Here is a 14,276-nt window from a genome sequence, read left to right as displayed (position 1 = left end):
ATCATAAGGCAAATTTTCCAGGAGGAGTACGATGAGCGTCTACCAGAACATTACCGAATTGATTGGAAATACGCCGATTGTTCGACTGAGGCGCATGGTTCCTGAAGGAGCAGCAGAAGTTTTTGTGAAGTTGGAGAAATTCAATCCGTCCGGGAGTGTGAAGGACCGCGCTGCCTACAATCTGATTTTGACAGCTGAGCAAGCGGGACTGATCCAACCGGGGGATACGATCATAGAGCCGACGAGCGGCAATACGGGAATCGGCTTGGCGATGAATGCCGCAGCAAAAGGCTATCGCGCGATTTTGGTCATGCCTGACAATATGTCGAAGGAACGGATCAATATATTGAAAGCGTATGGGGCAGAGGTTGTCTTGACTCCGAGCGAGCTGAGGATGCCGGGGGCGATTGCCAAAGCGCAGGAGCTGCAAAAAGAGATTCCGCGCAGCTTTATTCCTCAGCAATTCGAGAATCAGGCAAACCCGGATATCCATCGAACGACGACAGCTGAAGAAATTTTTGCGCAAACGAATGGTCGGTTGGATGCTTTTGTCGCCACAGCTGGGACGGGTGGAACGATTACCGGAACAGGCGAAGCGTTGCGGGAAAAGCTCCCGGAGCTGTATATCGCTGTTGTCGAGCCAAAAGGCTCCCCGGTTCTGTCTGGCGGAAAGCCTGGTCCACATAAACTGGTCGGCACGAGCCCTGGTTTTGTTCCACAAATCCTCAATACAAGCGTTTATAATGAAATCATTCAAATCGCAGACGAAGACGCCCTACAAAGCATGCGCCAGCTTGCAGCGTTGGAGGGGATTCTCGTTGGGCCTTCATCGGGTGCCTCGGTCTTTGCTGCCATCACGATTGCCAAAAGGCTGGGAGTGGGTAAGCGGGTCGTTTGCATTGCGCCTGATACAGGGGAGCGGTATTTGAGTATGAATCTTTTCTAATAGGAGAAAAGGCGATGAGCAACGAAAAACACGCGCTGATCATCGGGGCAGGCTTGAGCGGGCTTGCATCGGCGCTTGCCTTGAAGCAAAAGGGTTGGCAAGTGACGCTTTATGAACAGGCAAAGGAGCATAAAGGCATCGGTGCTGGAATCGTTTTGGCAGCCAATGCCATGAAGGCATTGGATAAGCTGGGAGTTGGACAGGAAGTACGCGAGCTTGGGGCAGCTGTCCGTTCAGCAAGGATTCGCGACTGGAAGGGAAACTTGTTAGTCGAGCTGCCTGTCGCGGAACAAGCAGATCGGTATGGGGCTGACAGCTACTTGATTCATCGGGCTGATCTACAGCAGGCTCTTTTGGCGAAAATCTCGACGCATGAGTTGGTACTCGGCAAGCAGTTCGTTTCTTTTTCTCAAGAAGCAGGAAGGGTTCATGCCGCTTTTGTAGATGGGTCAAGTACACATGGAACGATTCTGATCGGAGCGGACGGGATTCACTCTCGTGTACGGAAGAGCCTATTCGGTGAAGAGTTGATGAGATACTCCGGGTACACGGCGATTCGCGGGATTGCTACTTACCAAGACCCTCGTTATCCACTGGAATCAGGAGGAGGCTTTGAAGCATGGGGCAGGGGGATTCGTTTCGGGTTTTCTCATATCGGCAACAATCGAATTCATTGGTTTGCCGCCATCAATGCACCTGAGGGAGAAAAAGATGGGCCGCTGGGCCGGAAGCGAGAGACGTTGCACCGACTTGATGGATGGTATGAGCCAGTACGTGCAGTAATTGAGGCGACAGAGGATGCAGCCATCTTGCGGCATGATATATACGACCGTGCACCACTCAGGAGATGGAGTCAGGGCCGGGTTACATTAGTAGGCGATGCGGCACATCCAATGCTGCCGAATCTGGGGCAAGGGGCGGGTCAGGGAATGGAAGACGCACTTGTGCTGGCAAGATGCTTGGCAGTGGCAGATAATACGGACTCGGCTGACGCTTTGCGCATGTATGAAGAGCTACGGAAGAAGCGGGCGAATGCGATTGTGAAAGGTTCCCGCTTGATGGGGGCAGTCACCCAATGGGAAAATCCGTTGGCCATCGCGGCTCGTCATTTCATGTTAAAAACGATCCCTGCCCGTATCCAGAGCAGAAGACTGGACTGGATTGTTGGACACGAGGTGTGAATACGGCGCCGAAAAAAGGCAAGGAGCATGAGGCCCTTGCCTTTCAACTTTGTTTGCTTATTGATGACGTGCCTGATAGGCAAGCAACGCTGCAATGAATAACTGACCGGTTTGAATCATGGAGCGCTCATCGACATCGAATTTGGGATGGTGATGTGGATACGTCGCCTGAATCTCCGGGTTGCGTCCACCGACCATGAAGAAGGTAGCGGGGCGCTCTTGGGCAAAGTAAGCAAAATCTTCTCCGCCCATGCCTGGTGGGATTTTCAAAACGCGCTCCTCACCAAAAATACGTTTGGCTTCTGCTACAAAAAGCGGAGTCTCTGTCTCATCATTCCAAGTAGCTGGATAGCCGCGTTGGTACATGATTTCGCAAGTAGCGCCGACTGCCTGGCAGCTGGCTTCCACGATACGTTTCAGAGACTGCTCGACCGCGACTCTCACTTCCTCGTCATACGTACGGACGGTCCCCTTTAGCCTCACTTGATCAGGGATGACGTTGAACGCCTCGCCCCCGCCCACGAAGGAGCAAACAGACAGAACGACTTGTTTCAGCGGATCTACCTGACGGCTGGCAATCTGCTGCAAATTCATGACAACCTGACTGCCCAATACGATTGGATCAACGGAGGTATGAGGATAAGCACCGTGTCCGCCTTTTCCGTACAAGACGATCTCGAAGCTGTCTGCTGCGGCCGTAATGTAGCCATGACCAATCCCTACAGTGCCTACGGGAAGCTCGGAGGCAACGTGCGCGCCATACACGACATCGACTCCTTCGAGGCACCCCGCCTCCACCATGGCTTTGGCGCCACCAGGTGGCAGCTCTTCCGCAAATTGATGCAGGAATACCACATTTCCTGGGAGCTCATCACGGAACTGGCTCAACACTTGTGCGACTCCCAAAAGTCCGGAGGTATGTATATCGTGACCGCAAGCATGCATAACGCCTGGAATGCGGGACTTATACGGTACTTCTTTTTCATCTTGAATGGGCAAGGCATCGAAGTCAGCGCGCAACGCAACTGTTTTTCCTGGCTTTCCACCCCTCAGGAGACCGACAACACCCATGCCCCCGACCCCGGTTTGGACTTCTATCCCAAAAGAAGCCAGTTTGTCTGCTACTTTCTTCGCTGTGTTTTCCTCCTGAAAGGAAAGCTCGGGATACATATGCAAATCACGTCTGAATGTAACAAGCTCAGGATAAATCTCCTGCAGCCGGGCAAACAGTTTTTCTTCCATCGAACCCACTCCTTTTTCCTAGGGAAAGAGATTGGTATTTCGTATTCGCCTTATTATAAAAATATTCCGAATCATAATTCAATGTATGATTTCGAGAAGTATAATGAAGCTGAATTCATATTATGTAGACATTTCCAGTAGAAATCTCTAGAATATTAGAGAGACATGTTCAAAAAGTCGTGTTTTTAGTACAGCTGCGTAATCAAAAGACGACTTTTTGAACAGATGGATTGAGGAGATTATGACGAGTCCAACACACCCAAAAAACCCCAGAGTTCTAATCATTATGCTCGTTTCTAGCATCCTTGTTTTGATCTTGACTTGTGTAAGCATCGCGATTTCTTATTTCAATACGATTCAATCCGTCCGACTCTCCATTGCGAATCAAAGCATGAAAGCTGCCTCTACAGTAGCAGACAGTCTAGATGTTGACGCGTATCAGGAGTTTTTACGAAATCCGGTAAAAGGGACCCCCGCCTATAAACGAATCGAACAGCAATTGAATCAAGCGCGTGAGCAGTTCGGTCTGCTGTATTTATACACGATTCAAATCAGTGAAGACAGGCAGAGTGGTCGCGCGATGATCGTCGCAAGGCCTCCAAATGCGAAGCAAACTTTTGATATCGGTATGCCTATTGTTCTATCTTCTAAGCACATTCAAATGATTTACGAAGGATCATCAACGTACTACTCAGATATTATCAGGGATCCAAATTACGGGGTCTACTTGTCTGCTGGCGCGCCGCTTAGAGATAGAGAAGGAAGAATCATCGGAATCATCGGAGTAGATACAGACGTAGCCATCGTCGAGGACATTGGAGATGATGTCGTTCGTAGCAGCATTCCTGTTTTTGCGATTCAAGGTTTGTTTGTCGTCGTACTGATCTTCCTGGTTCTTTGCATGGAACGCTGGTACCAACGTGCCATCAAGGCAGCAGTTGACGAGACGGAAGAAACCTATCAGGATGAATTGCGCTCAGTCATTTGTTCGATGCGCTCCATACGCCATGATTTCGTCAATCACATGCAAGTGCTCTATGGTTTGATCGAATGCGGATATTATCCAAAAGCACGAGATTACGTGCAGTCGTTGCTGAAAGAAACCAAGCTTTTGGACCTCACCGTGAGGTTTGCGAATCCTGCCTTAATGGTATTGCTTCACACCAAATGGGAGCAAGCTAAATCCAAACAAATCGTGATGCAATTTGAAGAATGTTCTGATCCAATCGATAGCATTCCTTCCATTGATCTGATCAAAATTTTATCGAATCTTATTGATAATGCGATAGAAGCGGCTGAGTTAGCGAATGGGGAAAAGCGGGTCAGCATTTATTTTTGTTGTGATGAAGAACACGTTATTTTCCAAGTGGAAAATACAGGACCAGAAATATCGCCAGAACAACGTGCACGTATTTTCGAAAAAGGCTATACAACGAAAACAGAGAAAAAGTGTGGCTCGCGTGGAACGGGTCTGACGATCGTAGATTCAGTTGTTCACAAGTACAAGGGGAAAATTGAGGTTTGGTCCGAGCAAGGAATCACGAGATTTACCGTCCGGTTGCCAGTGAAATAGGCAAGTAACGAAAACAATTCTAGGATGATAAGAAAAAGCCGTCAAATAGTTGACGGCTTTTTGCTTTTGCGAGTCGCTATGCATTTTGTCCTGACGCAGGCTGCGCCACTTGGCTTTCCTGTGCTTGAAATGGACGTGAGATTGAGTAGAAGGCAAACCCGAACGAAAGCAGGACGAACACGGCTCCAACCCAAGGCGTGTAGATGACAGATGACCGCTCGACGACGAGACCGCCAGCCAGAGAGCCAAGGGCGATACCTAAATGCTGGGCAGAAGTATTCAAGCTTAATTGAATGTCTGCGGTAGCAGGTGAGCAGGAGATCAAATAGTTTTGCTGTGCTGGCGAAATAGCCCAGCTAAGCGCACTCCAGATTACCATGATCGGCAAGAACAAATAAAGTGAGCCTGTAAAAAATGGCAAGACACACATGATCAAGCCAAACACTGGAATGATGAACAGAATGCTCTTGGTTGCTCCCCATTTGTCTGAGATCCAACCGCCAATACCACCGCCTGCAACGGCAGCAATCCCGAACAAGAGATAAATCCAGCTCAGAGTCGTTGCGTCCACATTCATCGTCGTTTGCAGATAAGGGGTAAAGTATGCATACAGCGTCAAGTGACCTGTCAGCATTAACAAGACGATAAACAATGCGCTGAATAGCTTGCCGCTACGGAGGGTAGTCATTTGATCACGTAGCGGAATGGGCGGTGCAGTTCGAACTTTTGGCAAAAACAAGAGGATAAAAATCATCGCGACAATACTCAGAGCCGCAATTAGCCAAAACGGGGCACGCCATCCGAAGGCATTCCCCAGAGCCAATCCGACAGGGACGCCGAGTACGAGCGAACCGCTAATCCCCATGAAAATAACGCCAATGGCACGGCCGCGATAAGCAGGTTCCACAAGACTTGTCGCAATGGTAATCGACAGCACAATCAGGATGGAACTGCTTGCTGCACTCAAGATGCGCGCCGTCATTAATACAGCGTAGCTCGGACTAAGTGCCGCGAGCACATTACTTAGGAAAAAGGCCGCTAATGCATACATGTATAGCTTTTTGCGCTCGACACGCCTCGTCACATGCAGGAGCAGAGGAGCGGCAATGGCAAATGCTAGGGAGAATATGGTGATCAATTGTCCGGCAGCGCTAATCGATACCTGAAGATCACGAGCAATCAGATCGAGCGTACCACCGATAATCAATTCCACCGTACCTACAACAAAGGTAGCAATCGCTAAGATGAAGACACGTGGATTCAAAACAATAGCTCCTCTCCAGTAAAAAGGTTACTACCATAATAGTAACCTTTTTCGCCCTATGCAACTACAAATTTCTCCATACAAATAAAAAAGACTCTGGCCAAAAGCCAAAGTCCAGGTATTGTCAGTATCGGAGGCGGATGATCATCTTGCGGATTTCTTCATCGTCAAATAGTTGATCCACATATTTTTGGGTGATTTTTGTCAGCGCGACATCATGGTAAAAAGAATCGGCAAAAAATTTGACGAACGGTTGACCACGTGTCTTGATCGCATGCCAGCCCGTGTCTTCCTCGCCTGCAAAAATCATTTCATCTTGGTCCGCTACGATTAGCTGATAGCGCTCCAAGCCTTGATGCTCTTGCACAGGGATAAAGGAATGAACACAGGAGAGCTTGGTGTTAATCTGCCCGATGACCAAGGCTTCGATTTCCACCCCTTCTTTTTCTTTCATCTCCAGTAGGGGTATATACTCCAAAAAATCATCGGACCAGGCAGAGATGCGAATAGACCGTGTTGCTCGTTGGATCAATTGTTTGCATTCCGCGCGGATCGATTCATTAACCTTCAGGCTCCAGACCCGGTCATCACGTACGGCTTTATGAGAAAGGGAGCTGGTCAATTTTTTGACGTCTGTTTGAAATTGGCGGGTCAGCTTTTCTACCAGGCTGTCCAAAGGAAGGGCTGTATACCGCTTTTTCTTTTCCGATACGGTGTCAAGGACCATCCCCTTTTCTACCAGACGATTCAACACCTCGTAAATTTTTGCCTTTGGCACCCCCGAATGCTTCACGACCATTGCTGCATCGAGAGGCTCGCCGCTAGACGCCAACGCTTCATAAACTTTACTCTCATACAGAGAAAAACCAAATGTTTGCAGCATCAAAATCCTCCATGGAAAACACGAGCATTTTTATTCGATCGTACCGATAATCGAGTTGTTTTGCAAGAAAGAGAGGGAGGCGAAAGAAATATATGATAGAAAAATATCGAGTTTTTTCGACAAAATTCGCTAAAATTCTGTAGGTCTTTAGGTGGTAGACACGATGGTAATATATCGAACTGATACCCTGTAAATAAATGATTAGCCGAAATTTCGGCACTTGTTGTAAATAGTTCAATAGCCTTATTAAGAAATTTCTTTTGAACGGGAAGTATTTTTTGTCGAAGGAAAGAATTTGGCAAAAATTACGTATCACGCAATAATTATGAATAGTCGGAATTGGGGGTTTAATTTTTCCGATGCATCACAAATAGATAGAAAAAGAGGGTGAACCGTAGTGAAGAAAGGCAAGAAGCTCTTATCCGTTTTATTTTCCTCCTCACTCGTGCTTAGTACTTTCGTGGCTGCACCTACAGCTGGTTTGGCCAAACCAAAAGAGGACAAGCATGATCTGCAAGTAGACTTGTCCACTGTTAACCTGGAGCGACTGATCAAAGGGTTAATGGAGCAAGGAATCATTGATGAAGACGCCGATCAGGAAGAGATTGACGAGGCGTTGCTCGAGTACTTGGAAGACAAAAAAGTACCGCACGGTGTTGACGAGTCGACCTCTTATGGTAGGGAAGCTAGCAGAGGTCAGCAGGCAGCATTGGCGAAGGCATCTCAGAAAGTGGCTGAGATGGAGGACGGCGATGAATTGCGCTCTTCCAAACGACTACATACCGATAACATCGTTGTTGCTCTTGTCGAGTTCCCTGACCGGGAGCATAACGAGTTACCAAAAGTGAGTGACTCGCTTTGGACGAAAGACTTTAACGAAAAGCATTATAAAGAGATGCTGTTTGATCAGAAGGGATACGAAACTCCTGAAGGAATCAGCATGACAACGATGGCGAAATACTTCTATCTGCAATCGGGAAAAACGTGGACGGTTGATGGTGTGGTAACGCCATGGCAAATGGCAGAAAATAGCTACAAATATTATGGAGAAAACTCGAAAGCCGGTGACGATTCCAATCCGCGCGATCTTGTAATCGAGACGCTTGAGGCAGTTGGGGAATCCATTGCTGGGAAAGAGGAATTGTACGATCAGCGTGATCCGTATGACATCGATGGTGATGGAGACCTGATGGAGCCGGATGGCAATCTAGACAACCTCATGCTCGTTCATGCAGGGATCGGAGAAGAGACAGGGGAAGACCCAGATGCGATCTGGTCTCACCGTTGGACCTTGAGCAAACCAGTGGATATTCCAGGCACAAGCCTCAAAGCGTTTGATTACATGATCCAACCAGAGGATGGCGCACCAGGTGTATTCACTCACGAATACGGACACAACCTCGGTTTGCCAGACTTGTATGACACGACAAGAGGTGGAAAAGATTCGCCAGTAGGTGCTTGGTCCCTCATGTCGTCTGGTAGCCACACAGGTAAGGTTTTCCAAACGGAACCTACTGGCCTTGATCCTTGGTCCAAAATGGTTCTGCAGCAAATGTTCGGCGGAAACTGGATTAATCCGTATGTGCTAGACTACAAGGATGTAGAGAAGCGCAAGAGAAGCCTTCGACTCATTGATGCGAGCAGCCTTGAGAAGGACGGCAAGGTCATCAAGCTGAACATGCCGAAGGTCGAAAAGAAACCTCCGGTGGAGCCAAAAGATGGCGGATACTCGTACTTCTCGGATGAAGGCAACAAGCTGAATACAAAAATGACGTCTGATGTGATCGATTTAACAGGGGTCAGCTCCGCAACGATGAAATTCGATTCGTGGAGAAGCATCGAGGAAGGCTATGACTACGTGAACGTCAATGTAATCGATACGGATACAGGCGAGAAAAAAGAAGTTCAAAAATACGATGACGTAACCAAAGGCTGGGACAAAGAAGAAATCAGCCTGAACGAGTTCGTCGGTAAAAAGGTACAAGTCGAGTTTAACTATGTGACCGATGTCGCATTCGTGATGGATGGCTTCTATTTGGATAACTTCGAAGTAGAGGCAGATGGACAAGTCATCTTCGCAGATGATGCAGAGGGTGAGAAGAAATTCAAATTGGATGGCTTCACTCACTTCGATGGAAAAGGAAAAATGTACGATGCGTACTACCTGATTGAGCTGCGCTCTCATGAAGGAATTGACGCTGGATTGAAGCATTTCCGTCGCAACGACTCCTTCTTTACGTATGATCCTGGTATGGTGATCTGGTACTTTGACGGTCGCTATGAAAGAACCCGTGACAACAATACGAGCCTGCATCCAGGCTACGGCATGCTCGGTGTAGTAGATGCCCATCAGGAAGTACGTTACTGGAACAATGATGAAGGTAACAAAAAGGCAATCGCAGACTCCCGTTACCAAGTGAATGACGCTGCGTTTAGCCCGAACGACACTTCTGGAATAAATCTGGATTACATTATGGGAACCATGGAATACGAGCCGTTGGATGGAGTAACTGAGTTTGAAGACGGTGATGATTACTCGATGCCGGAAGTGCCGGAAGTCGGTAAAATCCTGCCGCAAATCGGTTTGGAAATCAAACTGAAAAGAGTTTCCAAGAAGTTCACGGATGCTACGATCGAATTCTCCATTGATAAAGATTAATCAATAAGCCAAAAGACGCCACACAGCGCCAAGCTGATGCTTGGCGTCTTTTTCGTTTCTATGATTACTGGTCTAAGCTCGGCTGCATCGAAATAGGCTATAACAATGAACGACAAGCTGCCTGATCTGATTGCGCGTAAGAAAGGCAACCTTTTGTACAGGCATAGGTATCGCGCGCGGCAGCAAGGGGGGATCAATCATGCTGCATATTATTGCTTGCATTAAGCAGGTGCCGGACACCAAAATCATCAAGATGAATCCGAAGACGAATACGATGGATCGCGCTAGTGCGCCAGCCATCCTCAACCCGTATGATGCACATGCGGTGGAGGAAGCCGTACGGTTGAAAAATCGATATGGTGGTGTGGTCTCCGTCGTCACCATGGGACCGCCGCCAGCGGTGAAGGCCATTCGGAAATGTATCGAGATTGGAGCAGACGCAGGCTATCTGGTAACGGATCGTGCATTTGCCGGAGCAGACACATTGGCGACCAGCTATGCGATTACCAAAGCCATTGAAAAGATTGCAGAAAGCCAGCCAGTCGACCTCGTCATTTGCGGGAAGATGACCATCGACGGTGATACGGGACAAGTCGGACCGGGTGTTGCCAGAAGGTTGGATATTCCGCCGCTTACGTGTGTGAAAAAAGTAGTGGAGATAAACAAAGAACAAGGTTACGCCATCGTGCATCGAAAGCTGGAGGATGGTTATGAAGTCATTCAGTCGACCTTGCCTTGTTTGTTTTCCGTGGAGAAGGAGATTAACGAGGTTCCTTATTCTCCGCTTCCCAACATGCTTCGAGCTGCTAGATATAATCCCGTTGTCTGGTCCGTCGATGACTTGGGGGATATCGATCGGACGCAGTTAGGTCTGAAGGGCTCTCCTACCATCGTTGCAAAAGTTTGGCCCCCAGAGAAGCCAAAGGGTGGCGAAATGCTCGAAGGAAGCGCCAGCGAGCAAATCGCGCGCTTGATGGAAATTTTGCACGATAAACAGCGAATGTTTCGGGTGAAGGAGGAGCAGATATGAATCTGGATGATTTTCGTGGCATCTGGGTGTTTTTAGAGGTGAGTGACGGCCGTATCGCCCCTGTATCACTCGAGCTGCTGGGGGCGGGTAGACAAATGGCTGACAAGCGAGACGTGCCGCTTGCTGGCTTGTTAATCGGAGATGGAATCAAGGAGTTGGCCCATACGGCGTTTCCATACGGTGCTGACCAAGTGTATGTATACGATCACAAGATTTTTCATGATTACCGAACAGAGTCCTACATGCGAGCTGTTATCGAATGTGTCCAGAAGCACAAGCCGGAAATCATCTTGTACGGGGCGACTTCAACCGGAAAAGATTTGGCGAGCGCTGTCGCGACGGACTTGGAGACAGGGCTGACAGCTGACACAACCATGCTCGATGTGAACGCGGAGACAGGCTTATTAGAGGCAAGCCGTCCAGCGTTTGGCGGTAACATCATGGCAACGATTTTGTGCAAAAAACATCGACCGCAAATGGCGACCGTTCGCCCGAAAGTCATGAAAGCGCTTGAGCCAGACGAGTCACGTACAGGAGAAATCATTGATGAATGCATGGAGCTACGTGAAGAAGACATTCGCACAAAAGTACTGAAAATCGTCCGGGAGACGAAGGAAAAGGTGCGGCTGGATGAGGCTGATGTGATCGTCGCTGGTGGCAAGGGACTCGGAAGCAAGGAAGGCTTTGCGCTTATTCATCGCTTTGCAGAACGAATCGGGGCAACCGTTGGGGCCAGCAGAGATGCGGTGGAAGCAGGCTGGATCGGTCATGAACATCAGGTCGGACAGACGGGAGTAACTGTCACGCCAAAAATTTACTTCGCTATCGGCATATCGGGAGCTATCCAGCATTTGGTCGGCATGCGCAACTCGGGATTGATCATTGCCATCAATAAAGATCCGAATGCCCTCATCTTCCAGTCTTGTCACTACGGTATTGTCGGTGATGCTTTTGAAATTGTGCCATTGCTCATGGAAGCATTCCAAAAGGAGCCGGACAAGGAGGTAACGTATGGCTGAGAAATTTGATGTAATCATTGTCGGAGCAGGTCCGGCTGGAACAGCTTGTGCTTATACGCTTGCCAAAGCGGGTGTAAATGTACTGTTGATGGAACGCGGGGAATATCCGGGTTCCAAAAACGTCATGGGAGGTGTTTTGTATCGCAAAACGATGGAAGACATCATTCCCGAATTTTACAAGGAGGCGCCTGTTGAACGGCCGATCGTCGAGCAGCGGTTCATGATGCTCGATAAGGAATCAGCCATCAATTTCAGCTATAAAGGCATGGAGTGGGCCCAGGAACCCTATAACAATTTCACGGTGCTGCGGGCGAAATTTGACCAATGGTTTGCAGATAAAGCCGTACAGCAGGGAGCACTTTTACTCAATGAGACCGTCGCTTTACAGTGCATTGTTGAAAATGGCAAGGTAGTCGGGGTCAAAACAGATCGACCGGATGGGGATCTATACGCAGATGTTGTCGTTCTGGCAGACGGGGTCAACTCCTTGCTGGCGAAATCGTTAGGTTTCCACAAAGAGTTTCGCCCAGATGAAGTAGCGCTCGCTGTCATGGAAGTGCTGAAGCTGGATCGAAAAATAATCGAGGATCGCTTTAACTTAGAGGGCGATCACGGTTGTACGATTGAAATTTTCGGGGATTCGACCAAAGGGATTTTGGGGACGGCGTGGTTGTATACGAATAAGGACAGCTTGAACATTGGGGTAGGGACGATGCTGTCAGGTCTGATCAAAAACAAGATCAAGCCATATGAGTTGTTGGACTATGTAAAAAATCACCCGATGATTCGGCCGTATATCCAAGGCTGTGAGCAGCAGGAATACTTGGCGCACCTGATTCCCGAGGGGGGATATCGTTCCATTCCCAAAGTTGTTGGCAATGGTGTACTTGTTGTAGGAGATGCTGCCCAGCTCGTCAATGCGATCCATCGAGAGGGATCGAATATGGCAATGGCATCTGGTGTCATGGCGGCGGAAACGATCCTGGCGGCAAAAGAGGCAGGGGACTATTCCGAAAAATTGCTCGACGGATACCGAATCAATCTGTTGAACAGCTTTGTCGGTCAAGATTTGAAAAAGTACAAGGACGCAACGCATCACTTTGAAAAATTCCCGCAGTATTTCGAACAGTATATTCCGATGATGAACAAAGCGGCGAGTCAAATGTTCACGGTTGACGGCAACTCGAAATGGAGCAAGCAGAAGAAAATCTGGAGCGACCTCGGCTCTGCGAAGGACAAATGGAAAATGGCGCGTGACTTGATGAATGCGTGGAGGGTGATGAAGTGATGCAGGATCTACCGAAGGGCCAGTCAATCGAGGAGAAACAGTACCTTGTGCGCTTCAAAGCGGATACGGAGTCACATCTGCATGTGCTCTCCGCAGATGTTTGTGCCACGCAATGCCCTGATAAGCTCTGTACCATCTTCTGTCCTGCGGAAGTATACAAATGGGAAGAAGTGCGGATGCACGTCGGTTACGAAGGGTGTCACGAATGTGGGAGCTGCCGCATTGGTTGTCCGTACGAAAATATCAAATGGGTGTATCCGAAGGGTGGACACGGAATCATTTTCAGACTCGGGTAATGGGCGGCGATGAGCGGTGATACAAGTAGGCGATCTGGTCGTATACGTAAAGGATGGCGCAAAGGGAGTTGTCATTCATATTGAGGAGGACCGCTTCCAGGTAAAGTGGGAAGATGATTTTGTCAGCTGGGAGAAAAGGGAATGGCTGCTGTCCAGTTCAATGGAACATGGCGATCTTCAAAAACAGAAAGAACAGCGGGAGTAAATTCCCACTGTTCTTTTGTTTTGCGTGAATTTGACCACTAGTTACGGACTGTATAAGGATACACCCGAGCAAAAGACCCCTCAATTCGAAAACAGCCGAGAACTGGTTGTGGAGAAGCGAGCGAAACGATGAGATACGCAGCCTCCGGGTAATGACAGTAAGCAATATCTTCAGGTGACGGAATGGGAGGTGCAGTAGGGTGGGAGTGATAGATCCCAACCAAATGCTCCCCGCGCAACACCATTTTGTGGAAAACGTGTTGAATCTGCTTGGGGTCCATTGCGAAAGCGACCGGGCTTTTCAATATATTTTCCATACGCCAAACCGTCTGTGCACTCCCATTTCTACCGGAAAGCAATCCGCATGTTTCATTTGGCTTCTTCTCCAGGGAATCTTGGATGATTTCATTCCAGACTGCACGGGTCATGGAAAAGGGGGTCTCTAAAAGATTAGCCCTGCCAACGCCTGCCGCAGCATCCTCCACTCGTTCTACTCTGGACGGACGGTTGGACTTTATGAACCGGACCGGATTTTGGCAATGGTGATCGCGGCATTCTCGATGGGCGCTGGGCAGGATGGACTTGATGTTGTTGACGTTGATGATACAGTGCACGCATTTGTTCAGGTGTCATGGTTTTTCCTCCCTTTCTGGCTGTATTATGTTGTATTCAGGATAGATTCACATGGTAA

At 48.5% G+C, this 14,276-nt stretch carries 13 protein-coding genes; 9 read left to right on the top strand and 4 right to left on the bottom strand.

The window, feature by feature from the left end:
• The first annotated feature begins 31 nt into the window (after positions 1 to 31).
• On the top strand, positions 32 to 946 hold the full coding sequence (gene cysK, locus ACM6JA_RS26795; RefSeq protein WP_414854828.1) for a cysteine synthase A: 915 nt from the start codon (positions 32 to 34) through the stop codon (positions 944 to 946).
• 14 nt (positions 947 to 960) lie between these two features.
• On the top strand, positions 961 to 2,127 hold the full coding sequence (locus ACM6JA_RS26790) for an FAD-dependent monooxygenase (protein ID WP_414854827.1): 1,167 nt from the start codon (positions 961 to 963) through the stop codon (positions 2,125 to 2,127).
• A 57-nt stretch (positions 2,128 to 2,184) separates the two neighbouring features.
• Here ACM6JA_RS26790 and ACM6JA_RS26785 read toward each other — a convergent pair whose 3' ends face one another.
• The gene (locus ACM6JA_RS26785; protein ID WP_414854826.1) at positions 2,185 to 3,369 is read right to left on the bottom strand and encodes an amidohydrolase; all 1,185 of its coding nucleotides are present in this window, start codon (positions 3,367 to 3,369) and stop codon (positions 2,185 to 2,187) included.
• 241 nt (positions 3,370 to 3,610) lie between these two features.
• Between ACM6JA_RS26785 and ACM6JA_RS26780 the strand changes: the two genes are divergently transcribed.
• Positions 3,611 to 4,942 carry a sensor histidine kinase gene (locus tag ACM6JA_RS26780; RefSeq protein WP_414854825.1) on the top strand — a complete coding sequence of 444 codons (1,332 nt, stop codon included), beginning with the start codon at positions 3,611 to 3,613 and terminating at the stop codon, positions 4,940 to 4,942.
• A 76-nt stretch (positions 4,943 to 5,018) separates the two neighbouring features.
• Here the strand turns inward: ACM6JA_RS26780 and ACM6JA_RS26775 are convergent, their stop codons facing one another.
• Positions 5,019 to 6,206, bottom strand: coding sequence for an MFS transporter (locus ACM6JA_RS26775; protein WP_414854824.1), 1,188 nt, complete (start codon positions 6,204 to 6,206; stop codon positions 5,019 to 5,021).
• 124 nt (positions 6,207 to 6,330) lie between these two features.
• A complete protein-coding gene (locus tag ACM6JA_RS26770) occupies positions 6,331 to 7,089 on the bottom strand; it encodes a TrmB family transcriptional regulator (RefSeq protein ID WP_414854823.1) in 759 nt (252 codons plus the stop codon).
• Positions 7,090 to 7,486: 397 nt separating this feature from the next.
• On the opposite strand from ACM6JA_RS26770, the gene ACM6JA_RS26765 reads away from it, so the two are divergent.
• The 6 genes from ACM6JA_RS26765 (at position 7,487) to ACM6JA_RS26740 (ending at position 13,586) form a co-directional block, all read left to right on the top strand.
• Entirely contained in the window at positions 7,487 to 9,748 is a 2,262-nt protein-coding gene (locus ACM6JA_RS26765; RefSeq protein WP_414854822.1) for an immune inhibitor A domain-containing protein, read from the top strand.
• Between the two features lie 199 nt (positions 9,749 to 9,947).
• Positions 9,948 to 10,778 carry an electron transfer flavoprotein subunit beta/FixA family protein gene (locus ACM6JA_RS26760; protein ID WP_414854821.1) on the top strand — a complete coding sequence of 277 codons (831 nt, stop codon included), beginning with the start codon at positions 9,948 to 9,950 and terminating at the stop codon, positions 10,776 to 10,778.
• Positions 10,775 to 11,797, top strand: coding sequence for an electron transfer flavoprotein subunit alpha/FixB family protein (locus ACM6JA_RS26755; protein WP_414854820.1), 1,023 nt, complete (start codon positions 10,775 to 10,777; stop codon positions 11,795 to 11,797). Before ACM6JA_RS26760 ends, ACM6JA_RS26755 begins: the two co-directional genes overlap by 4 nt.
• Positions 11,790 to 13,085: an FAD-dependent oxidoreductase gene (locus ACM6JA_RS26750; protein ID WP_414854819.1), complete on the top strand. Its 1,296-nt coding sequence runs from the start codon at positions 11,790 to 11,792 to the stop codon at positions 13,083 to 13,085. The genes ACM6JA_RS26755 and ACM6JA_RS26750 overlap by 8 nt, the downstream gene beginning before the upstream one ends.
• Positions 13,085 to 13,381 (top strand): ferredoxin family protein, encoded by a 297-nt coding sequence (locus ACM6JA_RS26745; protein ID WP_007726971.1) that lies wholly within the window; start codon positions 13,085 to 13,087, stop codon positions 13,379 to 13,381. Before ACM6JA_RS26750 ends, ACM6JA_RS26745 begins: the two co-directional genes overlap by 1 nt.
• Before the next feature lie 16 nt (positions 13,382 to 13,397).
• On the top strand, positions 13,398 to 13,586 hold the full coding sequence (locus ACM6JA_RS26740; protein ID WP_188067644.1) for a hypothetical protein: 189 nt from the start codon (positions 13,398 to 13,400) through the stop codon (positions 13,584 to 13,586).
• A 37-nt stretch (positions 13,587 to 13,623) separates the two neighbouring features.
• Here ACM6JA_RS26740 and ACM6JA_RS26735 read toward each other — a convergent pair whose 3' ends face one another.
• Positions 13,624 to 14,199 (bottom strand): M67 family metallopeptidase, encoded by a 576-nt coding sequence (locus ACM6JA_RS26735; RefSeq protein WP_414854818.1) that lies wholly within the window; start codon positions 14,197 to 14,199, stop codon positions 13,624 to 13,626.
• Between the last annotated feature and the right edge of the window lie 77 nt (positions 14,200 to 14,276).

The organism is Brevibacillus sp. IT-7CA2 (genome assembly GCF_949767855.1).
Lineage (GTDB): Bacteria > Bacillota > Bacilli > Brevibacillales > Brevibacillaceae > Brevibacillus.
This window is presented reverse-complemented; position numbering and strand designations above follow the sequence as displayed.